This window comes from Phenylobacterium sp. (assembly GCF_004799515.1).
Lineage (GTDB): Bacteria > Pseudomonadota > Alphaproteobacteria > Caulobacterales > Caulobacteraceae > Phenylobacterium.
In genome coordinates, this window is record NZ_SSMX01000036.1 from 21,766 (window position 1) to 43,563 (window position 21,798).

27 protein-coding genes are annotated in these 21,798 nt (G+C 69.2%); 17 read left to right on the forward strand and 10 right to left on the reverse strand.

The window, feature by feature from the left end:
• Window positions 1-10: 10 nt before the first annotated feature.
• The gene (locus E8A49_RS15395; RefSeq protein WP_293383167.1) at window positions 11-2,476 is read left to right on the forward strand and encodes an ABC transporter permease; all 2,466 of its coding nucleotides are present in this window, start codon (window positions 11-13) and stop codon (window positions 2,474-2,476) included.
• Window positions 2,469-2,933 (forward strand): DUF2147 domain-containing protein, encoded by a 465-nt coding sequence (locus E8A49_RS15400; RefSeq protein WP_293383170.1) that lies wholly within the window; start codon window positions 2,469-2,471, stop codon window positions 2,931-2,933. Before E8A49_RS15395 ends, E8A49_RS15400 begins: the two co-directional genes overlap by 8 nt.
• A 6-nt stretch (window positions 2,934-2,939) precedes the next feature.
• Here E8A49_RS15400 and E8A49_RS15405 read toward each other — a convergent pair whose 3' ends face one another.
• Together E8A49_RS15405 and E8A49_RS15410 are read right to left on the reverse strand one after the other, a co-directional pair.
• Window positions 2,940-3,302: a nuclear transport factor 2 family protein gene (locus E8A49_RS15405; RefSeq protein WP_293383173.1), complete on the reverse strand. Its 363-nt coding sequence runs from the start codon at window positions 3,300-3,302 to the stop codon at window positions 2,940-2,942.
• Window positions 3,303-3,308: 6 nt separating this feature from the next.
• Window positions 3,309-3,959: an alpha/beta hydrolase gene (locus E8A49_RS15410; protein WP_293383176.1), complete on the reverse strand. Its 651-nt coding sequence runs from the start codon at window positions 3,957-3,959 to the stop codon at window positions 3,309-3,311.
• A 191-nt stretch (window positions 3,960-4,150) separates the two neighbouring features.
• Between E8A49_RS15410 and E8A49_RS15415 the strand changes: the two genes are divergently transcribed.
• The 9 genes from E8A49_RS15415 to E8A49_RS15455 are packed head-to-tail and all read left to right on the forward strand — an operon-like array spanning window position 4,151 to window position 11,377.
• Window positions 4,151-4,585 carry an Rrf2 family transcriptional regulator gene (locus E8A49_RS15415; RefSeq protein ID WP_293383179.1) on the forward strand — a complete coding sequence of 145 codons (435 nt, stop codon included), beginning with the start codon at window positions 4,151-4,153 and terminating at the stop codon, window positions 4,583-4,585.
• The gene (locus E8A49_RS15420) at window positions 4,582-5,733 is read left to right on the forward strand and encodes a cysteine desulfurase family protein (protein ID WP_293383182.1); all 1,152 of its coding nucleotides are present in this window, start codon (window positions 4,582-4,584) and stop codon (window positions 5,731-5,733) included. The genes E8A49_RS15415 and E8A49_RS15420 overlap by 4 nt, the downstream gene beginning before the upstream one ends.
• Window positions 5,733-7,202, forward strand: coding sequence for a Fe-S cluster assembly protein SufB (sufB, locus tag E8A49_RS15425; RefSeq protein WP_293383185.1), 1,470 nt, complete (start codon window positions 5,733-5,735; stop codon window positions 7,200-7,202). Before E8A49_RS15420 ends, sufB begins: the two co-directional genes overlap by 1 nt.
• On the forward strand, window positions 7,199-7,597 hold the full coding sequence (locus tag E8A49_RS15430) for a hypothetical protein (protein WP_293383188.1): 399 nt from the start codon (window positions 7,199-7,201) through the stop codon (window positions 7,595-7,597). The genes sufB and E8A49_RS15430 overlap by 4 nt, the downstream gene beginning before the upstream one ends.
• 12 nt (window positions 7,598-7,609) lie before the next feature.
• The gene (gene sufC, locus E8A49_RS15435; RefSeq protein ID WP_293383191.1) at window positions 7,610-8,356 is read left to right on the forward strand and encodes a Fe-S cluster assembly ATPase SufC; all 747 of its coding nucleotides are present in this window, start codon (window positions 7,610-7,612) and stop codon (window positions 8,354-8,356) included.
• The gene (gene sufD, locus E8A49_RS15440) at window positions 8,353-9,375 is read left to right on the forward strand and encodes a Fe-S cluster assembly protein SufD (RefSeq protein ID WP_293383194.1); all 1,023 of its coding nucleotides are present in this window, start codon (window positions 8,353-8,355) and stop codon (window positions 9,373-9,375) included. The genes sufC and sufD overlap by 4 nt, the downstream gene beginning before the upstream one ends.
• Window positions 9,376-9,377: 2 nt before the next feature.
• Window positions 9,378-10,604, forward strand: coding sequence for a cysteine desulfurase (locus tag E8A49_RS15445; RefSeq protein WP_293383197.1), 1,227 nt, complete (start codon window positions 9,378-9,380; stop codon window positions 10,602-10,604).
• A 9-nt stretch (window positions 10,605-10,613) separates the two neighbouring features.
• On the forward strand, window positions 10,614-10,976 hold the full coding sequence (locus tag E8A49_RS15450) for an SUF system Fe-S cluster assembly protein (protein ID WP_293383200.1): 363 nt from the start codon (window positions 10,614-10,616) through the stop codon (window positions 10,974-10,976).
• A 5-nt stretch (window positions 10,977-10,981) separates the two neighbouring features.
• The gene (locus E8A49_RS15455; RefSeq protein WP_293383203.1) at window positions 10,982-11,377 is read left to right on the forward strand and encodes an iron-sulfur cluster assembly accessory protein; all 396 of its coding nucleotides are present in this window, start codon (window positions 10,982-10,984) and stop codon (window positions 11,375-11,377) included.
• Here the strand turns inward: E8A49_RS15455 and E8A49_RS15460 are convergent.
• Window positions 11,374-12,381, reverse strand: a complete 1,008-nt coding sequence (locus E8A49_RS15460) for a lysylphosphatidylglycerol synthase domain-containing protein (protein ID WP_293383206.1) — start codon at window positions 12,379-12,381, stop codon at window positions 11,374-11,376. The two genes, E8A49_RS15455 and E8A49_RS15460, sit on opposite strands and share 4 nt — an antisense overlap.
• A gap of 187 nt (window positions 12,382-12,568) precedes the next feature.
• On the opposite strand from E8A49_RS15460, the gene E8A49_RS15465 reads away from it, so the two are divergent.
• The 3 genes from E8A49_RS15465 (at window position 12,569) to E8A49_RS15475 (ending at window position 14,587) form a co-directional block, all read left to right on the forward strand.
• A complete protein-coding gene (locus E8A49_RS15465) occupies window positions 12,569-13,213 on the forward strand; it encodes a BON domain-containing protein (RefSeq protein WP_293383209.1) in 645 nt (214 codons plus the stop codon).
• A 99-nt stretch (window positions 13,214-13,312) separates the two neighbouring features.
• Complete coding sequence (locus E8A49_RS15470; RefSeq protein ID WP_293383212.1) at window positions 13,313-13,594, forward strand: hypothetical protein; 282 nt, start codon at window positions 13,313-13,315, stop codon at window positions 13,592-13,594.
• Between the two features lie 75 nt (window positions 13,595-13,669).
• Window positions 13,670-14,587: an ion channel gene (locus tag E8A49_RS15475; RefSeq protein WP_293383215.1), complete on the forward strand. Its 918-nt coding sequence runs from the start codon at window positions 13,670-13,672 to the stop codon at window positions 14,585-14,587.
• On the opposite strand, the gene E8A49_RS15480 is transcribed toward E8A49_RS15475, so the two are convergent.
• Entirely contained in the window at window positions 14,560-16,440 is a 1,881-nt protein-coding gene (locus E8A49_RS15480; RefSeq protein WP_293383218.1) for an ABC-F family ATP-binding cassette domain-containing protein, read from the reverse strand. The genes E8A49_RS15475 and E8A49_RS15480 overlap by 28 nt on opposite strands.
• 264 nt (window positions 16,441-16,704) lie before the next feature.
• Here E8A49_RS15480 and ndk point away from each other — a divergent pair, with 264 nt between their 5' ends.
• A complete protein-coding gene (gene ndk, locus E8A49_RS15485; protein WP_293383221.1) occupies window positions 16,705-17,124 on the forward strand; it encodes a nucleoside-diphosphate kinase in 420 nt (139 codons plus the stop codon).
• 128 nt (window positions 17,125-17,252) lie between these two features.
• Window positions 17,253-17,606 (forward strand): DUF6481 family protein, encoded by a 354-nt coding sequence (locus E8A49_RS15490; RefSeq protein WP_293383224.1) that lies wholly within the window; start codon window positions 17,253-17,255, stop codon window positions 17,604-17,606.
• A gap of 33 nt (window positions 17,607-17,639) precedes the next feature.
• Here E8A49_RS15490 and E8A49_RS15495 read toward each other — a convergent pair whose 3' ends face one another.
• The 4 genes from E8A49_RS15495 to nthA are packed head-to-tail and all read right to left on the reverse strand — an operon-like array spanning window position 17,640 to window position 19,421.
• Entirely contained in the window at window positions 17,640-17,852 is a 213-nt protein-coding gene (locus E8A49_RS15495; protein WP_293383227.1) for a hypothetical protein, read from the reverse strand.
• 36 nt (window positions 17,853-17,888) lie between these two features.
• Complete coding sequence (locus E8A49_RS15500) at window positions 17,889-18,233, reverse strand: nitrile hydratase accessory protein (RefSeq protein WP_293383230.1); 345 nt, start codon at window positions 18,231-18,233, stop codon at window positions 17,889-17,891.
• Window positions 18,220-18,870, reverse strand: a complete 651-nt coding sequence (gene nthB / locus E8A49_RS15505) for a nitrile hydratase subunit beta (RefSeq protein WP_293383233.1) — start codon at window positions 18,868-18,870, stop codon at window positions 18,220-18,222. Before nthB ends, E8A49_RS15500 begins: the two co-directional genes overlap by 14 nt.
• A complete protein-coding gene (nthA, locus tag E8A49_RS15510) occupies window positions 18,867-19,421 on the reverse strand; it encodes a nitrile hydratase subunit alpha (protein WP_293383236.1) in 555 nt (184 codons plus the stop codon). Before nthA ends, nthB begins: the two co-directional genes overlap by 4 nt.
• A 176-nt stretch (window positions 19,422-19,597) precedes the next feature.
• On the opposite strand from nthA, the gene E8A49_RS15515 reads away from it, so the two are divergent.
• A complete protein-coding gene (locus E8A49_RS15515) occupies window positions 19,598-20,236 on the forward strand; it encodes a DsbA family protein (RefSeq protein ID WP_293383238.1) in 639 nt (212 codons plus the stop codon).
• Between the two features lie 58 nt (window positions 20,237-20,294).
• Here E8A49_RS15515 and E8A49_RS15520 read toward each other — a convergent pair whose 3' ends face one another.
• Together E8A49_RS15520 and E8A49_RS15525 are read right to left on the reverse strand one after the other, a co-directional pair.
• Entirely contained in the window at window positions 20,295-20,744 is a 450-nt protein-coding gene (locus tag E8A49_RS15520; RefSeq protein WP_293383241.1) for a DoxX family protein, read from the reverse strand.
• Window positions 20,745-20,779: 35 nt separating this feature from the next.
• Window positions 20,780-21,763, reverse strand: coding sequence for a hypothetical protein (locus tag E8A49_RS15525; RefSeq protein ID WP_293383243.1), 984 nt, complete (start codon window positions 21,761-21,763; stop codon window positions 20,780-20,782).
• Window positions 21,764-21,798: the final 35 nt, after the last annotated feature.

A 21,798-nucleotide genomic window follows, 5' to 3' on the forward strand; every position in this document is an offset into this window, starting at 1 on the left:
GGCGGTTCCCATGTTCCGCAACTATCTGGCCGCGGCGCTGCGCAACCTGTCGCGCAACGGCGTCTATGCGGGGTTGACCGTGGCGGGTCTGGCGATCGGGTTCGCCTCCGCCATCCTGATCGGCCTCTACCTGCGCCACGAGCTGACCTACGACCGGTTCGTGCCGGGGCACGACCGGGTGTTCCTGGTGAGTCAGAGCATTCTTCCGCATGACAAGCCGAAGATGGAGATCGACTACACGGCCGCGCGGCTGGCCGATGACCTGAAGCTCGACTTTCCGCAAATCCAGTATGTGGCGCGCCTCAGCAGCGCCAGCTACCCGCCCGCCATCCGGCGCGGCGACGTCAGCGTGAGCGAGCAGGCCTTCGCCTTCGCCGACCCGGACTTCTTCAAGGTCATGCCGATGCCGACGGTCGCCGGCGATCCCGCCACGGCCCTGGAGGCGTCGGACGCCGTGGTCCTCACCCGCTCGGCGGCCCGGAAGTTCTTCGCCAAGGATGCGCCCCTGGGCGAGCAACTGCTGATCGACGGCCGGCCCGCGCGGGTGGCGGCGGTGATCGAGGACCTGCCCACCAACAGCCACCTCAACACGGAGGTCTTCATATCGTCGAAGGCCCCCGGCTCGATCTTCCCGACCCTCTACGACGCCGGCTATTCGTCAAACTCGAACCTGACCTACGTGCGGCTCAAGCCGGGCGCGTCGGCCGCGGCTATGGACGCGGGGCTGGTCGGCTTTGTGGCGCGGCGCATCCTGCCGGCGGCCCAAGCGCAGAATCCGGACCAGAAGCTCGACGGCTACATCATGCGTCTCAAACCGCTCACCTCGATCCATCTGCAGCCGGCCGACGGCGGCGATCCCAAGCCCGGAGCGGATGTGAAGGTGCTCGCGGGAATCGGCATTATCGGCGTGCTGATCGTGGTCGTGGCGGCGATCAATTTCGTGACGCTGATGACCGCTCGCGCTTCGCGCCGGGCGACCGAGGTCGGCGTCCGCAAGGCCCTGGGCGCCCAGCGCAGGGACCTGGTGATCCAGTTCATGGGCGAGGCGGTGATCTATGTGACCCTGGCCCTTGTCCTGGCGGTCGCGCTGGCCGAGCTGCTGCTGCCGGTCGCCAGCGCTGCCCTGCAGCGTAAACTGGTCTTCGACTACATGACGGACCCGCTGGTTCTGGCCACGATGCTGGGGGTGACCCTGGCGACAGGCCTCGTCGCGGGGATCTATCCAGCCCTGGTGCTCTCGTCGTTCCGCCCCGTATCGGTGCTGAAGGGTGGTCCGATCGCGGCGGCCGGTGGCGGCGGTATCCGCCAGGCCCTGGTGGTGACCCAGTTCGCCGTGCTGGTGATCCTGCTGGTCGCCGCCCTCACCATCTATCGCCAGACGACCTTCGCCCTGAAGGACGCCACCCACACCAACAAGGACGGTGTGGTGATGCTGTTCGCCTCACCCTGCACCAACGCCCTGCGTGACCACATCCGCGCCGTGCCGGGGGTGAAGGCCGCAGCCTGTGCGTCGCCCGGGGCGATCGCTCTGAGCTTCGCCAACGACATGAGCTTCGCCAACGGCCGCCACGCCCTGCTCAACAATGGATCGGTCGACTTCGGATTCTTCGAAGTCTACGGCATCCGTCCGGTCGCGGGCCGTCTCCCGGACGAGAACCGACCGGGGGACGACGGCGCCCGGCTGGGGGAAACGCCGCCGCCGATCGTGCTGAACGAGTCGGCCGCCCGCGAGCTGGGGTTCAAGTCGCCGCAGGCCGCGATCGGGCGCTTGGTGACCTGGCACTACAATGCGCACGCCATGCTGATCACTCTGACTCAGATGCCGCCAGCCCGGGCGTCAGAGGTGATCGGCGTCGTGCCCGATTTCACCTTCAATTCGATTCGCCAGAAGGTGCTGGCCAGCTTCTATTTCGTCGGTCCCAAGACCGACATGATGAATTCCGTAGCCTTGAACATCAGGCTCGATCCCGCCCACGCGGCCGACACCCTGAGGCGTATCGACCAGCTTTGGACAAGGATCAGTTACGGCAAGCCGCTGCAGCAGTATTTCGCCGACCAGTTCCTGCTACGGCTCTACATCGACAATGTGATCCAGGGCGGCTTCGTCGCGGTCTGCGCCCTGGTGGCGGTGACCATCGCCTGCCTGGGCCTTTTCGCGCTCTCCGCCTTCACGGCTGAGCAACGGACCAAGGAGATCGGCATCCGCAAGGCCATGGGGGCAAGCTCCGGCGACATCCTGCGGCTGCTGCTCTGGCAGTTCACCCAGCCGGTGCTGTGGGCGAACCTCCTGGCGCTGCCCTTGGCATGGTTGGCGATGAACTGGTGGCTGCAGGGTTTCGCCTACCGCGTCGACCTGGCGCCCTGGACATTTGCCGCGGCTGCGGCGGCGGGTATCCTGATCGCCTGGGGCACGGTCTTCGTCCACGCCCTGCGGGTCGCCCGGGCCCGGCCGGTGGGAGCGCTGCGCTATGAATAGGCCGAACGTGATGCGAGGAGCCGTCTGGGTGGCGGGCCTGGCCGCCGCGGTCCTCGCGATAGCCCAACAGGCCCAGGCCGCCGGCGATCCGGTGTTCGGCGACTGGCTGACCCAGACCGGCGACGGCAAGGTGCGGGTAGGGCCGTGCGCCGCCGACGCGGCCCAGGCCTGCGGGGTGGTGCTGTGGCTGAAGCCGCCGCCGGGCGTCGAGATGCAGGCCATGCGGGACGCCAACAATCCCGATCCGGCGCTGCGCAGCCGCGCCTTGATCGGCCTAACCCTGATCAGCGGCTTCCACCGCGAAGCCGTCGGCCAGTGGGCGGATGGCCAGATCTACGACCCCAAAAGCGGCAAGACCTACAAGGCCAAGATGGCGCTCGGGCCGAACGGGGTGCTGAAGGTCGCCGGCTGCGTGATGGTGTTCTGCCAGGCCCAGACCTGGACGAAGGCGGAGTAGGCGCCGCTAGCCGAGGGTGACGAACAGCTCGCTCTCGATCACCCACTGGCCGGTCTGCTTGCGCCAGGCGGCCATATAGGCGCCGGTCTGGCCATTGCCCGTCCAGCGGCCGGTCTCGGCGGCGACGTCGCCATCGGTGTCGATCTCCACCGTTTCCGGCGTGCGGACATAGGCGACGAAGCCCGGGTCAAGGAATTGGGCGGCGAAGGCCTCGACGATGGCGGTCGCGCCCAGGATCAGCCCGCCGCCCCCCGGGATCAGGCGCGCGTCGGCGGTGAAGAAGGGCCGCAGGCGCGAAGCTTCCTTGGCCGCGATCAGCTTGTTGGTGAGGCGCCGCCGGGCGCGGATGGCGTCCTCGGCGGCGGTCACGGCGGCTTAAGCCGGATCGGCGGCCAGGCGCTTGTCGAGATAGGCGCCTACGCGGCTTTCCACGTCCGGCAGGTTCTCCATCCAGAAGTGGCTCGCGCCGTCGACCACGTCGTAGTCGATGACGATGCCCTTCTGGGTGCGTAGCTTGGAGACCACGCGCTCCACCTCGATGGGCGGCACAACGCTGTCGGCCCCGCCGTGCAGGATCAGGCCCGAGGCCGGGCAGGGCGCCAGGAAGGAGAAGTCGTAGGCGTTGGTGGGCGGCGAGACCGAGATGAAGCCGTCCGTCTCCGGCCGGCGCATCAGGAGCTGCATGCCCACCCAGGCGCCGAAGGAGTAGCCGGCGACCCAGCACTGCGACGCAGCCGGGTTGGTGGTCTGCAGCCAGTCCAGCGCGGTCGCCGCGTCGGCCAGCTCGCCGATGCCCGAATCGAACTCGCCTTGGCTGCGGCCCACGCCGCGGAAGTTGAACCGCAGCACCGAAAACCCGCGCTTCATGAACAGGTGGAAGAGCTGAACGGTCACCGGATTGTTCATCTGGCCGCCCGCCTTGGGGTGCGGGTGCAGGATCAGGGCGACCGGCGCGGTCTCGGTCTTGCCCTGGGAATAGCGGCCTTCGATCCGCCCGGCGGCGCCGGTCAGAACCACTTCTGGCATTCGAACCCTTTCCGTTCAGACGGCCGGTCCCGACTGGGGATAGCTGTCTGGAATACTTGACTAACGCGCTCGGTCTTCCTAAGTCGCGAGCCACCGGCGAGACCGGTCCCGCGCGAGCCGTCGCCCATAACATAGGGCGGCTGTGAAACGCGAGAAAACTGAACGGGCCAGAAATCCCGGGAACGGATCAGATGCGTCTCTCCACAAAAGGCCGCTATGCCGTGATGGCCATGGCCGACCTGGCGCGCCGCCAGGACGAGCCCTGCCGCGCCGTGTCGCTGTCGGACATCGCCGCACGGCAGGAAATCTCGCTGTCCTATCTCGAGCAGCTCTTCGCGCGCCTGCGCCGCAAGGGGCTGGTCCAGAGCGCCCGCGGTCCCGGCGGCGGCTACCGTCTCACGCGCACCGCCGAAGAGACGTCCATCGCCGACATCGTCCACGCAGTGGACGAGCCTATCCGCGCCGTCCGCTGCGCCGCCCTGGGCAAGGGCTGCATGGCCAAGGGTGAGCGCTGCCTGACCCACGACCTATGGGAGCACCTGGGCGACCGGATCGAGGACTACCTGGCCTCGGTCAGCCTGGCCGACGTGATCTCCGGGCGCCTCCGCGCCAAGGCCGCCGCATGACCGCGCCCGTCTACCTCGACCACAACGCCACCGCCGTGGTCCGGCCGGAGGCCAAGGCGGCCATGGCGCGGGCGCTGGACCTGGGCGGCAACCCGTCCTCGATCCACGCCGCCGGGCGCGCCGCGCGGGCCGTGATGGAGGCTGCGCGCGAGCATGTGGCCCGGCTCATCGCCGCGCCGGCCTCCACGGTAGTGTTCACCTCCGGCGGCACCGAGGCCAATGCGCTGGCCCTCGAAAGCGCCGTGGCCGCCGGCGCGCGCCGGCTGATCGTCTCGGCCATCGAGCACGACAGCATCCAGGAGACCGCCCGCGTGCAGGGCGTCCCGGTCGAGACCCTGCCGGTGACCCGCGACGGGACCGCCGATTTGGGCTGGCTGGCCGAGCGCCTCGGTCGCTGGGACGCCGCCGACGGCAAGCCCTTCGTGGCCCTGATGCTGGCCAACAACGAGACGGGCGTCATCCAGCCGGTCCTGGAAGCTTCTGAGATCGTGCGGGCCGCCGACGGCTGGCTGCACGTCGACGCCATCCAGGCGGCCGGCAAGATCGCCGTCGACAGCCGCGCGCTTGGCGCCGACACCCTCTCCATCTCCGCCCACAAGATCGGCGGGCCGCAGGGCGCGGGCGCCCTGACCTTCGGTCCGCGGGCCATGCTCTCGCGCCGCCAGCACGGCGGCGGCCAGGAACGCGGCCGGCGCGGCGGCACGGAGAACGTTCCCGGCATCGCGGGCTTCGGCGCGGCCGCCGAGGCGGCCCTGCGCGACCTGACGGACTATCAGGCCAAGGCCGCCTGGCGCGACGCCGCCGCCGCCCGGCTGAAGGGCCTGGGCGCGGTGATCATGGGCGAGGCCGCGCCGCGCCTGCCCAACACGCTGTGCGTCGCCGCGCCGGGCTTCACCGCCGACCTGCAGGTCATGGGCCTGGACCTGGCGCAGGTGATGGTCAGCGCGGGCTCCGCCTGCTCGTCGGGCAAGGTGAAGGCCTCGCCGGTCCTGGCCGCGATGGGGCAGGGCGATCTCGCCGGTTGCGCCATCCGCGTCAGCGGCGGCTGGAACTCGACCGAGGCCGATTGGTCCCGTTTCGTCGAAGCCTGGACTTCGGCCCACGCCCGCCACGGACAGCGGCATCCTCAAACCGTGGGAGCCGCCTGATGGCCGCCGTTCGCCAGACCGTCGAGCATGTCCAGGCGCTGGAGAAGTACCAGCACGGTTTCTCCACGGACATCGAGCAGGACTTCGCGCCGAAGGGCCTGAACGCCGACATCGTCCGCTTCATCTCGGCCAAGAAGGACGAGCCGGAGTGGATGCTGCAATGGCGGCTGGAGGCCTTCGAGCGCTGGCTGGCCATGGACGAGCCGTCGTGGGCCAAGGTCAACTTCCCGCGCATCGACTACCAGGACAGCTACTACTACGCCGCGCCCCGGGCGAAGGCGGGGCCGAAGAGCCTCGACGAGGTCGATCCGGACATCCTGGAGACCTACAAGAAGCTGGGCATCCCGCTGCGCGAGCAGGAGGTTTTGGCCGGCGTCGAGGGCGCGCCGCGCTACGCCGTGGACGCGGTGTTCGACAGCGTCAGCGTGGTCACCACCTTCAAGAAGGAGCTGGCGCAGGTCGGGGTGATCTTCTGCTCGATGAGCGAGGCGATCCGCGAGCACCCGGAGCTAGTGAAGCAGTACCTCGGCTCGGTCGTGCCGGTCAGCGACAACTATTTCGCCTGCCTGAACGCGGCGGTCTTCTCCGACGGCAGCTTCGTCTATGTGCCGCCAGGCGTGCGCTGCCCGATGGAGCTGTCCACCTATTTCCGGATCAACGCCGAGAACTCCGGCCAGTTCGAGCGCACCCTGATCATCGCCGACAAGGGGGCCTACGTCTCCTACCTGGAGGGCTGCACCGCCCCTATGCGCGACGAGAACCAGCTGCATGCGGCGGTCGTCGAGCTGGTGGTGCTGGACGACGCGGAGATCAAATATTCCACCGTCCAGAACTGGTATCCGGGCGATCCGGAAACCGGCAAGGGCGGCATCTACAACTTCGTCACGAAGCGCGCCGACTGCCGGGGAGACCGTTCGAAGGTCTCCTGGACCCAGGTCGAGACCGGTTCGGCGATCACCTGGAAGTATCCGTCCTGCGTCCTGCGCGGCGAGGGCTCGTCCGGCGAGTTCTACTCCATCGCCATCACCAACGGCCGCCAGCAGGCCGACACCGGCACCAAGATGATCCACCTGGGCGCCAACACCCGCTCGCGGATCATCTCCAAGGGGATCAGCGCCGGGAAGAGCTCCAACACCTACCGCGGCCTGGTCTCGGCGCATCCCAAGGCCAAGGGCGCGCGCAACTTCACCCAGTGCGACAGCCTCCTGATCGGCAAGCGGTGCGCCGCCCACACCGTGCCCTACATCGAGGCGCGCAACGGCCAGGCCAAGTTCGAGCACGAGGCCACCACCACGCGCCTGTCGGAAGACCAACTGTTCTATGTGATGCAGCGCGGGCTTTCGCAGGAAGAGGCGGTGCAGCTTCTGGTCAACGGCTTCGTCAAGGACGTGCTGCAGGAGCTGCCCATGGAATTCGCCGTGGAGGCCCAGAAGCTGGTGGCGATCAGCCTGGAGGGCAGCGTCGGATGAGCAAGCCCAAGCTCGCCCGCCTGTCGCTGAAGGACGCCTTCGAGGCCGAGCAGGCCGCCCGCGAGGCCGCGCGCCGCGAGAAGGACGAGGCCGAGCGCCGCCAGCAGGAACAGGACCTGGCCCGCGCCGAGGAGCTGGAGGCGGCGATCCGCGCCGACGCCATGTTCCTGGCCGAGCGCCAGCTGGTGCTGGACCGCCGCCGCTACACGGTCTCGCTGGACCACACCGACTTCCGCATCGCCGCTTACTTCGAGGCCGGCCAGGCGAGCATCACCGCCGCCGACAAGCGCACGACGCTGCCGGGCGCGTCGGCGCCGCGCAAGCGCGAGCAGGTCGACACCGTCGCGGACGCGCTCCGTATCATGGCCCAGTTCCTGGCCGACGAATTCCGCTGAGTTTTGAAAAGCATGCTTAGAATTGAAAACCTGCGCGCCTCCGTCGACGGCAAGGAGATCCTGAAGGGCTTGAGCCTGGAGGTCCCGGCCGGCGAGGTGCACGCCATCATGGGGCCGAACGGGGCGGGCAAGTCGACTCTGTCCTACGTCCTGACCGGCCGCGCCGGCTACGAGGTGACGGCGGGGACGGCGACCCTGGACGGCGAGGACCTGCTGGCCCTGGCGCCCGACGAGCGCGCCGCGCGCGGCGTCTTCTTGTCCTTCCAGTATCCGCTGGAGATCCCCGGCGTGCCGGCGCTGACCTTCCTGCGCACGGCGCTGAATGCCCAGCGCCGCGCCCGCGGCGAGGCCGAGATCACCGCGCCGGAGTTCCTGAAGCTGGCCCGCGCCAAGGCCGCCGCGCTGAAGATCGACTTCGACATGCTGAAGCGCGCGCTGAACGTCGGCTTCTCGGGCGGTGAGAAGAAGCGGATGGAAATCCTTCAAATGGCGATGCTTTCGCCCCGCTTCCTCATCCTCGACGAGACCGACAGCGGCCTGGACATCGATGCGCTGCGGATCGTCTCGGAGGGCGTCAATGCGCTGCGCAGCCCCGAGCGGGCCATGCTGATGATCACCCACTACCAGCGGCTCCTGGACTATATCAAACCCGACCGGGTCCACGTCCTGGCCGGCGGCCGGATCGTCGCCTCCGGCGGCCCGGAACTGGCGCACGAACTGGAGCGCGAGGGCTACGAACGCTACGAGGCCGCCGCTTGAACCTGGCCGCCGCCATACGCGAGCGCAACGCCGCCGAGCTCCCCTCCAAGCGCGACGAGGACTGGCGCTGGACGGACCTGCGCGGCCTGATCCGCACGGCGCCGGAGCCGTCCCAGCCCTTCACCGGGCAGCTGCCGCCAGGGCCGTTCGATGCGCTGGCTGAGGACTGGCGGGTGTTGATCAATGGCGGCGAGGCGACGGTCGACGTGCCGGCCAGGACCGAGGCCGTGGAGGCCCTGCGCTTCGTGGCGCGCGGCGCGGGCTCGCACGTGGCCTCGGCGACCATCCGGGTCGGCGCCAACGCCCGGCTGTTGCTGCTGGAAAGCTATGAGAGCGACGGGGCCTCGCTGGCGCTGGCCAGCCTGACGCTCGCGCTGGAGCCCGGCGCGGTTGTCGAGCGGATCGTGCTCACCGCCGACCACGAAGACGCCGTCTCGGTCAGCCAGGCCGAGGTGACGCTGTCGCCCACCGCCGGCTTCAGCCAAACCCTGGTGGCCGGCGGCGCGCGCCGCCAGCGGCTGGAGACCCGCGTCCTGCATCCCGGCGGCAGCGCCGAGCTGCGGCTGGACGGGATCTACCTGCTGGCCGGCAAGCGTCACTCCGACCAGACCAGCATCGTCACCCACGCCGGGACCGACGGCCTGACCGTCCAACTCGCCAAGGGCGTGGTGCGCGATCAGGCGCGCGGGGTCTTCCAGGGCCGGATCGTGGTGGAGGAAGGCGCCGACCGCACCGACGCGCGCATGGGCCACCACGCCCTGATCCTCTCCGACCGCGCCGAGGTGGACGCCAAGCCGGAGCTCGAGATCTACGCCGACGACGTGGCCTGCGCGCACGGCAATACGGTGGGCGCGCTGGACGAGGACGCCCTGTTCTACGCCCGCCAGCGCGGCATCCCCGAGGACGAGGCCCGCGCCCTGCTGACCGAGGCCTTCGTGGGCGAGGTGGTCGACCGGATTGGCCACGAGGGCGCCCGCGAGATCGTCCGCGCCTGGGTGGCGCAAGGCTTGAGGGACTGAGGATGGCTTTCGACGCCCCCTTCGACGCTGAAGCGATCCGCGCCGAGTTCCCGATCCTGGGCCGCCAGGTGAACGGCCACCCGTTGGTCTATCTGGATAGCGCCGCATCGGCCCAGAAGCCGCGGGCGGTGATCGAGGCCATGACGCGCGCGATGGAGCACAGCTACGCCAACGTCCACCGCGGCCTGCACACGCTGGCCAACGAGACCACCGAGGCCTACGAGGCCGCGCGCAGCGCCGTGGCGCGGTTCATCAACGCCGATGTCTCCGAGATCGTGTTCACCAAGGGCGCGACGGAAGCCATCAACCTGCTGGCCGCCGGGATTGGCGCGGGGCTGAAGGCCGGCGACGAGATCCTGCTCTCGGAGATGGAGCACCACGCGAACATCGTGCCCTGGCATTTCCTGCGCGAGCGGCTGGGCGTGGTCCTGAAGTTCACCCCGGTGACCGACGACGGGCGGCTGGACCTGGACGCCTTCAAGGACCTGCTCAGCGAGCGCACCCGCGTCGTGGGCCTGACCCATATGTCCAACGTGCTGGGCACCGTGAACCCGGTGGCGGAGCTGACGCGGCTGGCGCACGAGGCCGGCGCGCTGGTGCTGCTCGACGGCTGCCAGGCCATCGTCCACCAGCCGGTGGACGTGAAGGCCCTGGACGCCGATTTCTACGTCTTCTCCGGCCACAAGCTCTATGGGCCGACCGGCATCGGCATCCTCTACGGCAAGGCCGAGCGGCTGGCGGCGTTGCCGCCGTACCAGGGCGGCGGCGAGATGATCGGCAATGTCAGCCTGGAGGCGATCAGCTACGCCGACCCGCCGCACCGCTTCGAAGCGGGCACGCCGCCGATCATCGAGGCCATCGGCCTGGGCGCGGCGATCGGCTGGCTGGACGGCGTCGACCGGGCCGCGGCGGCGGCGCATGAACACGCCCTCTACGATCACGTGCGCGAACGGCTCAGCGGCGCCAACTGGCTGCGGGTGCTGGGCGAGGCGCCGGGCAAGGGCGCGATCCTCAGCTTCACCGTCGACGGGGCCCACGCCCACGACGTCGCCCAGATCCTGGACCGTTATGGCGTGGCGGTGCGCGCCGGCACGCACTGCGCCGAGCCCCTGATGCGGCGTTTCGGCGTGACATCGAGCGCACGCGCCTCCTTCGCCCTATATAACACCCACGCGGAGGCCGACGCCTTCGTGGACGCGCTCACCAAGACTCAAGCCTTTTTTGCCTAAGTGGACCCGATGGACGACGCCGCCAGCCTCGACAGTCAGACGACCGCGCCGCTGCCGCAGGCGGAGCTCGACAAGCTGACCGATCAGCTGATCGAGAAGCTGAAGACCGTCTACGATCCGGAGATCCCGGTCGACATCTACGAGCTCGGCCTGATCTACAAGGTCGACGTCTCCGACGCCAAGGACGTGGTCATCGACATGACGCTCACCGCCCCGGGCTGCCCGGTGGCCGGCGATATGCCGGGCTGGGTCGAGGACGCGGTCCGCGAGATCCCCGAGGTCAAGTCCTGCAAGGTCGAGCTGGTGTTCGATCCGCCGTGGGACCCGTCGCGGATGAGCGACGAGGCCAAGCTGCAACTGAACATGTTCTGACCGCCATGAACGACCTTTCCCTCACGCCCGCTCCCCGCGCCCGCCGCGAACGGCCCAAGGTGGTCAGCCTGACCGAGGCCGCCGCCGAGCGGGTTCGCGAGATCATGGGCCGGGCCGAGAAGCCCTATGCGGGCTTGCGGGTGGGCGTGAAGAACGGCGGCTGCGCGGGCCAGGAGTACGTCCTGGAATACGCCGAGGCGGCGAACCCGCTGGACGAGGTGGTCGAGGACAAGGGCGTGACCATCCTGGTCGAGCCCAAGGCGGTCCTGTTCCTGATCGGCACGGTGATCGACTACGACGTCACCAAGCTCTCGGCCAAGTTCACCTTCAAGAACCCCAATGAGACCGACGCCTGCGGCTGTGGCGAGAGTGTCACCATCGCGCCAGCGAGCTTCGACTAGCGGTTCCGGTGCCGGATGGCGTCGATGGCCAGCGCCGCCGCGGCGATGATCAGCGGCAGGATGTAGAAGGCCAGCCGATAGCCCAGGAAGGCCGCCGCCAGGGCCGCGGTGTTCACCTGCGGCAGCAGTGTCATCATGGCGCTTTCGAACACCCCGGCGCCGCCCGGCACGGCGGACAGCAGGCCGACGATGGCCGCGACGGCGAAAGCCCCCACGAAGGTGACGTAGCTGGGGTCGCCTTTGGGCAGCAGCACCCAAAGGATGGCGGCCGCGACGCCGTTGTCGACGACCCCCAGCACCAGCTGCGCCAGGGCGTCCCAGACGTCGGGCAGGGTGATGCTGCGGCCGAAGACCTTGAAAGAGCGCCGCACCATGGCGCAGAGCGCCACATAGCCCACCGCGCCCGTCACCAGCGCCGCGCCCAGGCAGCGGGCCACCAGGGGCGTGATGGCGGTCGCATCCAGTTCGGCGCTGGACGCCAGCAGCAGGCCGCTGCCCGAGAGCGCCGCCAGCCCGATGCCGAACGCGGTGGCGTCGAAGGCCGTGGCTCCGGCGACCTGGGCAAGGGTCACGCCGTGCCGGTCGTAGGTGCGGGCGCGGATCGCGCTGGAAATCAAGAGGTTCGCGCCGATGGCGTGGGCGATGGCGTTGGCCAGGAACGACCCCAGGGCGACGGTGCGCAGCGGCACCCGGGCCCCGGTCCAGCGCAGGCCCGTCCACTCGATCACCGCCATCAGGACGAAGCTCGTCGCTGACAGCACCAGGGTCAGGGTGACGGCCACCACGCCCCAGCCGGCGATGGCGTGGCCCACCGCGGCGAGGCTCAGCTTGTGGAACTCGCGCCACAACACCCAGGCCGCCGCCAGCAGCATGACCGGCGGTACGATCTTCAGGCCCAGGTTCACCGCGCGCCGCAGCCGGGGATGCGACGCGGGCGCAACCTCGCCGAGTTTCGGCTCGACCGGCGGTGGCGCTGCGGGGCGGGTCGCGTCGGGGGCTGTCACGGCGAAGGCAGTTTCCGTTGAGTCGGCCGGGGACGTCAGGAGGTGGCGTTAGGGCGGCGGAGCCGCAATGGCGAGTCCGTGTTGGCGATTCAGGCCGCGATCGGCCCCACGGTTCCCAGCCAAATCGGGAACCGATCGCCACGGCGCCGGTTCTGCCGAAGGACTTTTACAACCAAGGAGACGTGTCATGGCCCGGGAAGACTGGCAGGACCGCGAGGACGAGCGCCGTCGCCTGGCGCTGCGGGGCCGCGGCCGGGACGATTTCGGCCAGGCCGATTATTCCGACGACTATCTCTACGATCCCGCCAGCCGCAGCGGCTATCGGGCCGAGCGGGACGTCCGCCCGAGCGTCGACGACTTTGGGCAGGCGGACTATTCCAGCGACTACGCCTACGACATCGACGATGGCCACGCCTACCGCCGCAACTCCGAAGCCGACCGCGACTATGGCCGGCGGATGGACAACGGTGACTATCGGCGGGTCGAGCAGCCGCGGTCGTTCATGGACCGGGTCGGCGACGCCTTCGGCGGTCATCCGCGCGAGCGTCCCGCCGAACGCGCGGTGGAAGCCCGCCCGCCCGCCCGTCGCCGCGGACCCTCGGACCGGGTGCTCTGGGCGGTGATCGTGGAGCGCTTGCACGACGAGCGGGGCCTGGACCTGCGCGACCTGGAAGTGATCGTCGAGGACCGCGAGGTCACCCTGAACGGCACGGTCCGCCACAAGGGCGACAAGCGCCGCATCGAGGACGTGGCCGACATCGAAGGCGTGCGGCACGTGCAGAACAACCTGCGCGTCCGGGGCCACCAGCACACGCACTGGACCTTCCTCTAGGGATCCTCGCCCCGCGTCGGAAAGCTTTGCCTCAAACGGGCAACCCGAATCGGGCTGGCGGGTTCTCTACCCGTAACCCCGTGTCGAGGAGACATCCGAATGCCGAACAAACAGACCCAGGGCGACGAGCAACGCGCCTTCACCCACGGGTCGGGCGGCGCCAACGCGGACATGGCCGTGGAGGCCGCCCCGATCCACGAGGACCGTCATGTCGAGGTCCCGCACCACCGCGAGGTCGAACCCCTCAAGGAAGGCGAGAAGCACGACCACATGGCCGCCCGCGAGAAGAGCTCCGGCGACCGGCAGGAAGCGCTGCTCGACGAAGCTATCGAAGAGACCTTCCCGGGCAGCGACCCGATCAGCCCGAAGCACATCACCTGATCAGACCGGACAATTTGTGACGGCCGGGGCGGCGGGTCCTTCGACGGGTCCGCCGCCTCGTGTTACGCAGGGCGCATGAGGCTGCCGCCACCGCGCATCGACCTTCGGGGATTCACCGCCGTCAAGCTGGGGGTCCGCCGCTTCAGCCTTGCCGATCCCTACTACTTCATCCTGGCCATGCGCTGGTCGACCTTCCTGGCGGTCGTGCTGGCGATCTTCCTGGCGATCAACCTGGTGTTCGCCGCCCTCTACTGGGCCGTGCCGGGATCGGTCGCCAACGCCCGTGACCGGGCGTTCGGCGACGCCTTCTTCTTCAGCATTGAGACCCTGGCGACGGTGGGCTACGGCGTCATGACGCCGACTACCCTCTACGGCCACATAGTGGCGTCGACGGAGATATTCGTCGGCATGTTCCTGACGGCGCTGACCACCGGCGCCTTCTTCGCCCGGTTCGCCCGGCCCTCGGCGCGGATGGTGTTCAGCGAAACCGCGGTCGTGGCGCCCTACGCCGGCGGCCAGGCCCTGATGATGCGTGTGGCGAGCCGCCGCCTGCAGGGGATCAGCGAGGCCAGGGCGCGGCTCAACTATTACCGCAACGAGCCCTACGGCGAGGGCCGCTTCCGCCGGTTCGACGAGCTCAAGCTTGTGCGCGTCAGCATTCCAGTGCTCACCCTGTCGTGGACCGTCATCCACGTCATCGACGAAGACAGCCCACTGTTCGGCATGACCGACGAGCGCATGGCGGCCGAGCAGCCGGCCATCATGCTGTCGATCAGCGGCTTCGACGAGGCGATCTCCTCGCCGGTGAACGACCGGCAGACCTATCGCCGGGAGAACATCCGCTTCGGCCACGTGTTCGTCGACGTGCTGCGCGATCTGCCGGACGGCATGGTCGAGCTGGACCTCACCCACATCCACGACACGCGTCCGGTGACGGTGCTCAAGGAGGTGCGCGACCTCGAAATTCAGGAGTCCGTGGTCAAGGCCTCGTAGGCTTCCTGCGCCGCTAGCCATTCGGCCTCGGCGGTCTCGACCATGGCCTGGGCGGCCTCGCGCTTGCGGCCGAGGTCCGCGGCCTTGGCGGGGTCCTTGGCGAAGACGGTTGGGTCGGTGAGCCTGGCGTCGATCTCGGCCAGGGCGGCGGCGGCCCGCGCCAGGGCCGCTTCGGCCGCCTCGGCGCGGCGGCGCGCCGTGCCGGTGGGGACCTTGGTCTTCGGCGGCGGCGGCGGCGGCGGCGCGGCCACCGGCGCTTCGGCCACCTGGGTCGGCGCCCGCGCCGCGACCCGGGCGCGGTCGAGGACGAACTTGGCGTAGTCCTCCATGTCGCCGTCGAAGGGCTCGATGCCGCCGTCCGCCGCCAGCCACAGCCGGTCGGCCACCAACTCCATCAGCGAGCGGTCGTGGGTGATCAGGATCACCGCGCCCTCGTAGTCGTTGAGCGCATCCAACAGGGCGCGACGCGAGTCGATGTCCAGGTGGTTGGTGGGCTCGTCGAGGATCAGGAGGTGCGGCGCTTCCATGGCCACCATGTTGAGCAGCAGGCGCGCGCGCTCGCCGCCGGAGAGATTGGAGACGGTGGTTTCCACCTTCTCGAACCCCAGGCCGAACTGGGCGAGCTTCGAGCGGCGCTGGCTCTCCGAGGCGCCTGGCAAGGCGCGGCGGATGATCTCCAGCGGGGTGTCCGTGGGATCCATCGCCTCGATCTGGTGCTGGTGGAACCAGCCGACCTTCAGGCGGCTCGAGCGCAGCAGGGTCCCGGCCTGGACGTCCAGGGCGCCGGCCACCAGCTTGGCGAAGGTCGATTTGCCCGCCCCGTTGACGCCCAGCAGACCGATACGGTCGTCGATGTCGAGGCGCAGGTTCAGCCGCTTCAGGATCGGCGGGCCGCCATAGCCCACCGAGGCGTCCTCCAGCCGGATCAGCGGCGGCTGCAGCGGCCGTTCGGGCGAGGGCAGAGTGAACGGCGCGACCCGGTCCTCGATGATGTTCGAGACCGGCGGCAGCTTGGCGATCATCTTCAGGCGCGACTGGGCCTGGGTCGCCTTCGACGCCTTGGCGCGGAAGCGGTCGACGAAGGACTGCATGTGGGCGCGCTTGGCCTCGATCTTCACCCGCATGGCCTCCTGCAGGCGCAGTTTCTCGGTGACCTGGGTCTCGAAGCTGTCGTAGCCGCCGACGTAGAGGTCGAGGCGGCCGTCCTTGAGGTGCAGGATGTGGTCGACGGAGTTGTTGAGCAGCTCGCGGTCGTGGCTGATGACGATGGCTGAGTGCGGGTATTTCTTCAGCCGCGCCTCCAGCCACAGCGCGCCTTCCAGGTCCAGATAGTTGGTGGGCTCGTCGAGCAGCAGGAGGTCGGGCGCGGCGAACAGGGCCGCAGCCAGGGCCACGCGCATCCGCCAGCCGCCGGAGAACTCCGCCATCGGCCGGGCCAGGTCGGCGTTGGAGAAGCCCAGGCCCGCCAGGATCTCGGCGGCGCGGCTGGGCGCGCGGTCGGCGTCGATCTCGATCAGGCGGGTGTAGATGTCGCCCAGGTCCTCCGGCTCGGCGGTGTCGAGCCGCGCCAGCAGGCTGGCGCGTTCCACGTCGGCGGCGAGGACGGTGTCGAGCAGCGGGACCGGCGTGGCCGGATGCTCCTGGTCCACCGAGCCGATTCGCGCGGCCTTCGGTAGGCCGATCTCGCCGGAGCCATGGATGAGCTGGCCCAGGACCAGCTTGAACAGGGTGGACTTGCCCACCCCGTTGCGCCCCACCAGGCCCACCTTGGCGTCCTTGGGCAGGGACACGGTGGCGCCGTCGAAGAAGCGGCGGCCCCAGGCGTCGAAAACGAGGTCTTTGATCTGCAGCATCGGAACACGAACGGCATAGGGGCGCGGACCAGCGCGCGCCGGACCTGCGGGGACAAGGGAAGGGTCAGGGGTTTCAAGAGCCGCGCCTGCGCCTGACCGGGCGGGTGCATAGCAGACCGACACGCCCGCGTCATGCCGATCCCGTACGACTGTGGCGCTAGACGCCTTGAGGCGCGCGGTGGGTGCGGCTATAGAGCCCGCCACCTCGCGGCGCGCCCGCGGACTTCCCATCTGTCCTGAAGATTGAAACGAGCCGAAGAGCCCATGACCGAACGCACCTTCTCGATCATCAAGCCGGACGCGACGCGTCGCAACCTGACCGGCAAGATCAATGCGGTGATCGAGGACGCCGGCCTGCGCATCGTCGCCCAGCGCCGCATCCAGATGACCGAGGCCCAGGCGAAGAAGTTCTACGAAGTCCACGCCGAGCGTCCGTTCTACGGCGAGCTGGTAGAGTTCATGATGTCCGCGCCCGTGGTGGTGCAGGTCCTTGAAGGTCCGAACGCCGTCGCCAAATATCGTGAAGTCATGGGCGCCACCAACCCGGCCCAGGCTGCCGACGGCACCATCCGCAAGCTCTACGCCGAAAGCGTCGGCGAGAACTCGGTGCACGGCTCCGACAGCCAGGAGAACGCCGCGCTCGAGATCGCCCAGTTCTTCACCGAGGCCGATATCGTCGGCTGAGATCGCCGCCGGTGTCTTCAGCGTTTCACAGTCGTTTGCGAAATGCTGGAGCCGGCGCAACCCAATCCGCAGGCGGGGGTTCCGCCTGAGCCGTCCACCCCTTTGTCCACCCCTGTTTGAAAGTCGCAATGAGAGAAGACAAGATCGGTAGCTTCAACGAACGCCTGGCGTCCCAGGCGGAAGCCCGCAAGGCCCTGCTCGAGAAGTTCAAGCCCAAGCCCATGGTCCAGGCCGAAGTCCTGGAAACCCGCGCCGAGCGCAAGGCGCGTGAGCTGGAAGAAGTGCGCGCCAAGCGCGCCGCCGAGAAGGAGGCCGCCCGCCTGAAGGCGGAATCCGACGAGAAGGCGCGCCAGGACGCCATGGCTAACGACGAGGAGCTGCAGCTGGAGCTGAAGCGCCAGGAGCGGAAGGACCGCAAGGCCGCCGCCAAGGCCGAGGCCCGCGCCAAGCGCGAAGCCAAGTCGGCCGCTCGCCGGAACTGATCCCAAGGCCTCCCGAGGCCCTGGTTATCTGGCCTAGTCGTCGGCGCCGCCGGTGAGCCTTCGGGACAGGTCGCCGTAGTAGCCCTGGATCAGGAGTTCGACGGTGTCGCCGCGCTCCTCGGCGGCGAAGGCCAGCTCCTTGGCCATCTGCACGGCGGCGGACCGGCTGAGGCCGTGTTCGACGGCCTGGCCGTCGGAAAAGACGGTCCAGTCGCCGTCCTTCAGCGTCACCGCATATTGCACCATGCCGGCGAGGTCCTCCGTCCACGCATGAGCGCCGAACTACGGCGAAGGTTCCCCCGTGAGCTCCACGGGTCGTCCGTGTGCGGTTCGACGATAGGCGTCGGCCCAGGCGGCCTTGCGGGCCGAAAGCTCCGCCGCCGCCGCGAGGCGTTTGCGCACCGCCAGCAGCTCCAGAGTCGCCAGAAGATGGTCGTAGTAGCGCGATCCATCGTCGTCGGGCCCCGCTGCCGCCAGCTCCCGCGACAGCTCGTCGGCCCACTCGCGCCAGGTGAAGGCGTCCCGCGCGTGCAGGGCCAACACCAGGGCGAAGGCCTGCGCCTGCCAGGGCTCGGCGAACACCTGCTCGGTGTCGCGGGACAGGCCGGGGGGATCAGCTACGTTCAAGATAGGGCTCCCAAAGGTCGAGGCGGACGCTGTCCTTGGGATTGGCCGCCTCGCCCCAGAGCTCGCGGGCGGGGAAGCGCACGGTATAGAGCGGCCGCGGATCCTCGCCCTGGCCATGGGCGTGGCTGTCCGGGAAAACGTGCGCGCCGTGGGTGGCGACGATGACGCCCTGGCGGCCACGGGCGTAGCGGGGCAGGCGGGTGTGGCCGTGGGGGTTGAGCTGGCGGGTCTTCACCGTATCGCCGACCGCGAATTGTGGCGCGGCGGCCTCGCGGACATAGGAGCCGGCGCGGCCCATGCGCTCGGCCACCACGGCGGCGGTGAGCAGGGGCTCGGCCTTCGGCGAATCCGGCGCGGCCTTGCCGGCGGCGATTTCGTGCGGTGTGGCGTGGCCGTGCTTGACCAAGAGAGCGCAGAGGGCGGTGAACCACTTCTCGTAGTAGCTCATGGCCAGGTACTGCGGCCCGGGGATCAGCTCGCGCTGGTGGCGGCCCTCGTCGATGTTGCGCCGCGTGGGCGAGGCGACGGTCAGGGCGTGGACGCGGGCCTCCCAGGCCGTGTGGAACACCGGCTCGTCCGGCTCGGGAGCGATCGGGCCCAGGTTCTCCAGGCCGCCCATGTCGTGGACGCCGTTCACAGCAAGGCCGTCCCGATCATGCCGTCGCGGGTGACGAGGGCGGCGAGGGCGGCTTCGTCCAGGCCCTCGGTTCCCGCCGGCCGTCGCGGGATGACCAGGTAGCGGATCTCGGCGGTGGAATCCCAGACGCGGACCTCGACGTCCTCAGGCAGGTCGGTCCCGAATTCGGCGATCACGCCGCGCGGGTCGATCACCGCGCGGGCGCGATAGGGCGCGGACTTGTACCAGACCGGCGGCAGGCCCAGCACCGGCCAGGGGTAGCAGGAGCACAGGGTGCAGACGACGAGGTTGTGCACGGACGGCGTGTTCTCCACCGCGACCACGTGCTCGCCCTGGCCGCCGGCGTAGCCCAGCTCGGCGATGGCCACGGTGGCGTCGGCCAGGAGGCGCGTCCGGTAGGCCGGATCGCTCCAGGCGCGGGCCACGACGCGTGCGCCATTGCGCGGGCCGACCTTGTGCTCGAAGTGGTCGACCAGGGCGTCGAGGGCCGCGGGGTCCACGAGGCCCTTTTCAACCATCAACGATTCCAGCGCCTTGACCCGCAGGGCCATGTCCGACGGCGGCTCCTGCCCGTGTTCGTGGCCATGCTGGTGAGCGTGATCATGGTCGTGGGGATGGTCGTGCGCCATTTGGGCAAACTGGCCGAGACGCCGCGAAAGGGAAAGCCCGAGGCGTGACCTGAACCCGATCACCTGCGATGCTTTTTCGAAGCTGGAGGTATTCCGCCATGCCGACGCCGCACCTGATCTACTTCTCCGATCCCATGTGCTCGTGGTGCTACGGCTTTTCGCCGGTGATCGAGGAGATCCGCCGCACCTTCGGCCGGGTCCTGCCGGTCCGGGTGGTGATGGGCGGCCTGCGCCCCGGCACGGAAACCCCGATGACCGATGAGGCGAAGCTGGAGATCGCCGACCATTGGACCCATGTGCACGAGGCGACCGGCCTGCCGTTCGACGGCTCGGGCATGTCCGCGCCCGGCTTCATCTACGACACCGACCCGGCGGCGCGCGCCGTGGTGGTGGCCCGCCGCGACGGCGAGGAGATGGCCGGGGCGTTCCTCGCCCGCACCCAGCGCGCCTTCTACGCCGAGGGCCGTGACGTCACGACGCCCGCGGTGCTGGCGGAGATCGCCGAGGAACTGGGCCTCGACCGCGAGCCCTTCCTGGCCGCCTGGGCCAGCGAGGAGGCCAAGCAGGAGACCTGGCGCGACTACGCCATCTCCCAGCGCGCCGGGGTCACCGGTTTCCCGACCCTGGTGGCTGGGCCGAACGAGGCCGGCGTCTACGGCGTGGTGACCCGCGGCTTCGCGCCCGGCGATCAGGTGATCGGCATCCTCAAGGAATGGCTGGAGCGGATCGCGGCCTGAACGCGCGCGGGCGCCGCAAGCGTAGGCTGTGAACGTCCGCAATGGGTGGAAAGCGGGCCTAGACGATCCGAGACCGATTCCGCAGCCGGTCCGCCACGGCGCGCCAGTTAGGCGACGGCGCCAGCGCGCCCGGCCCATCGCCGGCGACGGCCTGGATGCCGAGCAGCGCAAGCCAGACGAACGGAAGTTCCGAGCCCGCCGCGGTGAAATAGAAGCCCTTGCGCGCCATCCAGAACTGCGCCGCCCCGGCCATCATGGGCATGGCGTAGAGCGCGACATAGCGGGTCAGAACGCCGGGAATCAGCAGCAGAGCGCCTGCGACCTCGGCCGAGAGCACATAGGCTGGGACGATGGGCGGGTAGCCCGCACTTTGAAGATTGTTCCACCAGGCCGCGATCCCGCCAGGCAAGATGGCGACCTTCCAGTAGAGATGTGCGACGAACAAGCCGCCGAGCAGGAGCCGCAGCAGCAGGGCCTCCGCTTTCGGGGCCGATCTGCGGGTTTCCATTCGTGTCCCGCCCCAGGCGCCGCCGCTCAGGGGCGTCACCTGGACGAACTCTTCTGCGCCCGCTCGACGGCGCGCGCTCCGGCCAGGACGTTGGTCATGGCGTAGTTTCCCTCATGACAGGCGAACTCGTAGAGCGCCGCATCGCTCGCGACGAACGCCATCTCCGCCCGCCAGGGGCGGGCGAAGATCGTGGGGTCGTCCACGGTGAATTCATATTTCAGCGCGCCGGGCGCGACACGCGTGAATCGCTCGACGACCCTCGCCCCAGCCGTGAAGAAAAACGGCGCCTGGCTCAACGGTGCATCAGCTCGCAGGTTGGTGGTTTCCACCACCAGGGTTTCCTTCTCCCAATGACCGATGGAGTCGCCAGACCAGGACCTGATCTGGGCAGGCAGATGCGCCGCGCCGATCCGGATGATCCGCAATTCGCTGTTGTTCTCCGCCATGATCGCGATCTGGTCGCGGGTCTGCACAAATCGATAGTTCGCGTTGTAGGGGGCGTTCAGCATCACCGGTCCCATGGCGCCCCAGCTGGGCAACAGGCAGCGGTCTCCCGCCACCGGCCGCGACTCAGGCCCGTCGAAGGAGTCGATCTGGGCTTTGTCGAACACGGCGCGTCGGCGTTTGCCCTCGGCTGCGTAGGGCAACTGGCCGTCGTCCGGGTCGACCAGCCACGAGCTCCGAAACTCGCCGCCCACTCGGGCCAAGTGCGCCCCGTCCCACCACTCGCTCTCTGTTCCGCCGACGTTCGCCGCTGTGCTTGGCGGCGAGTATCCGGTCGTCAGCTTGCGCTCCGCTTCCGCCACATCCGCGGGCCGGACCACGAGGGGCAATAGCCCTGCCGGGCGTTGCAGCCGCGTGAGCGCATTGTTGTTCCACACCCCATTCAGGTCGGGCGCGCCGTAGACATTTCGAGGGCTGCGATAGGCTTGGCGCTCGGCGGCGGCGGCGGCCGACAGACCTTGCAGGTTGGCCAAGGACAACACGCACAGCGCGCAGCCAATCAGCTTCAGATCCATGCTTCGACGCCCCCGGGCGCCTCACGGTAGGCGGA

Coding starts and splice junctions, on each gene's coding strand:
- E8A49_RS15400 (WP_293383170.1), top strand. CDS start 2,469: ATGAATAGGCCGAACGTGATGCGAGGAGCCGTCTGGGTGGCGGGCCTG.
- E8A49_RS15470 (WP_293383212.1), top strand. CDS start 13,313: ATGCCGAACAAACAGACCCAGGGCGACGAGCAACGCGCCTTCACCCAC.
- E8A49_RS15475 (WP_293383215.1), top strand. CDS start 13,670: ATGAGGCTGCCGCCACCGCGCATCGACCTTCGGGGATTCACCGCCGTC.
- E8A49_RS15415 (WP_293383179.1), top strand. CDS start 4,151: ATGCGTCTCTCCACAAAAGGCCGCTATGCCGTGATGGCCATGGCCGAC.
- E8A49_RS15410 (WP_293383176.1), bottom strand. CDS start 3,959: ATGCCAGAAGTGGTTCTGACCGGCGCCGCCGGGCGGATCGAAGGCCGC.
- E8A49_RS15465 (WP_293383209.1), top strand. CDS start 12,569: ATGGCCCGGGAAGACTGGCAGGACCGCGAGGACGAGCGCCGTCGCCTG.
- E8A49_RS15430 (WP_293383188.1), top strand. CDS start 7,199: ATGAGCAAGCCCAAGCTCGCCCGCCTGTCGCTGAAGGACGCCTTCGAG.
- E8A49_RS15450 (WP_293383200.1), top strand. CDS start 10,614: ATGGACGACGCCGCCAGCCTCGACAGTCAGACGACCGCGCCGCTGCCG.
- sufC (WP_293383191.1), top strand. CDS start 7,610: ATGCTTAGAATTGAAAACCTGCGCGCCTCCGTCGACGGCAAGGAGATC.
- E8A49_RS15445 (WP_293383197.1), top strand. CDS start 9,378: ATGGCTTTCGACGCCCCCTTCGACGCTGAAGCGATCCGCGCCGAGTTC.
- E8A49_RS15490 (WP_293383224.1), top strand. CDS start 17,253: ATGAGAGAAGACAAGATCGGTAGCTTCAACGAACGCCTGGCGTCCCAG.
- E8A49_RS15420 (WP_293383182.1), top strand. CDS start 4,582: ATGACCGCGCCCGTCTACCTCGACCACAACGCCACCGCCGTGGTCCGG.
- E8A49_RS15515 (WP_293383238.1), top strand. CDS start 19,598: ATGCCGACGCCGCACCTGATCTACTTCTCCGATCCCATGTGCTCGTGG.
- sufB (WP_293383185.1), top strand. CDS start 5,733: ATGGCCGCCGTTCGCCAGACCGTCGAGCATGTCCAGGCGCTGGAGAAG.
- E8A49_RS15520 (WP_293383241.1), bottom strand. CDS start 20,744: ATGGAAACCCGCAGATCGGCCCCGAAAGCGGAGGCCCTGCTGCTGCGG.
- nthA (WP_293383236.1), bottom strand. CDS start 19,421: ATGGCCCTGCGGGTCAAGGCGCTGGAATCGTTGATGGTTGAAAAGGGC.
- E8A49_RS15455 (WP_293383203.1), top strand. CDS start 10,982: ATGAACGACCTTTCCCTCACGCCCGCTCCCCGCGCCCGCCGCGAACGG.
- E8A49_RS15395 (WP_293383167.1), top strand. CDS start 11: ATGTTCCGCAACTATCTGGCCGCGGCGCTGCGCAACCTGTCGCGCAAC.
- E8A49_RS15525 (WP_293383243.1), bottom strand. CDS start 21,763: ATGGATCTGAAGCTGATTGGCTGCGCGCTGTGCGTGTTGTCCTTGGCC.
- E8A49_RS15480 (WP_293383218.1), bottom strand. CDS start 16,440: ATGCTGCAGATCAAAGACCTCGTTTTCGACGCCTGGGGCCGCCGCTTC.
- E8A49_RS15495 (WP_293383227.1), bottom strand. CDS start 17,852: ATGGTGCAATATGCGGTGACGCTGAAGGACGGCGACTGGACCGTCTTT.
- ndk (WP_293383221.1), top strand. CDS start 16,705: ATGACCGAACGCACCTTCTCGATCATCAAGCCGGACGCGACGCGTCGC.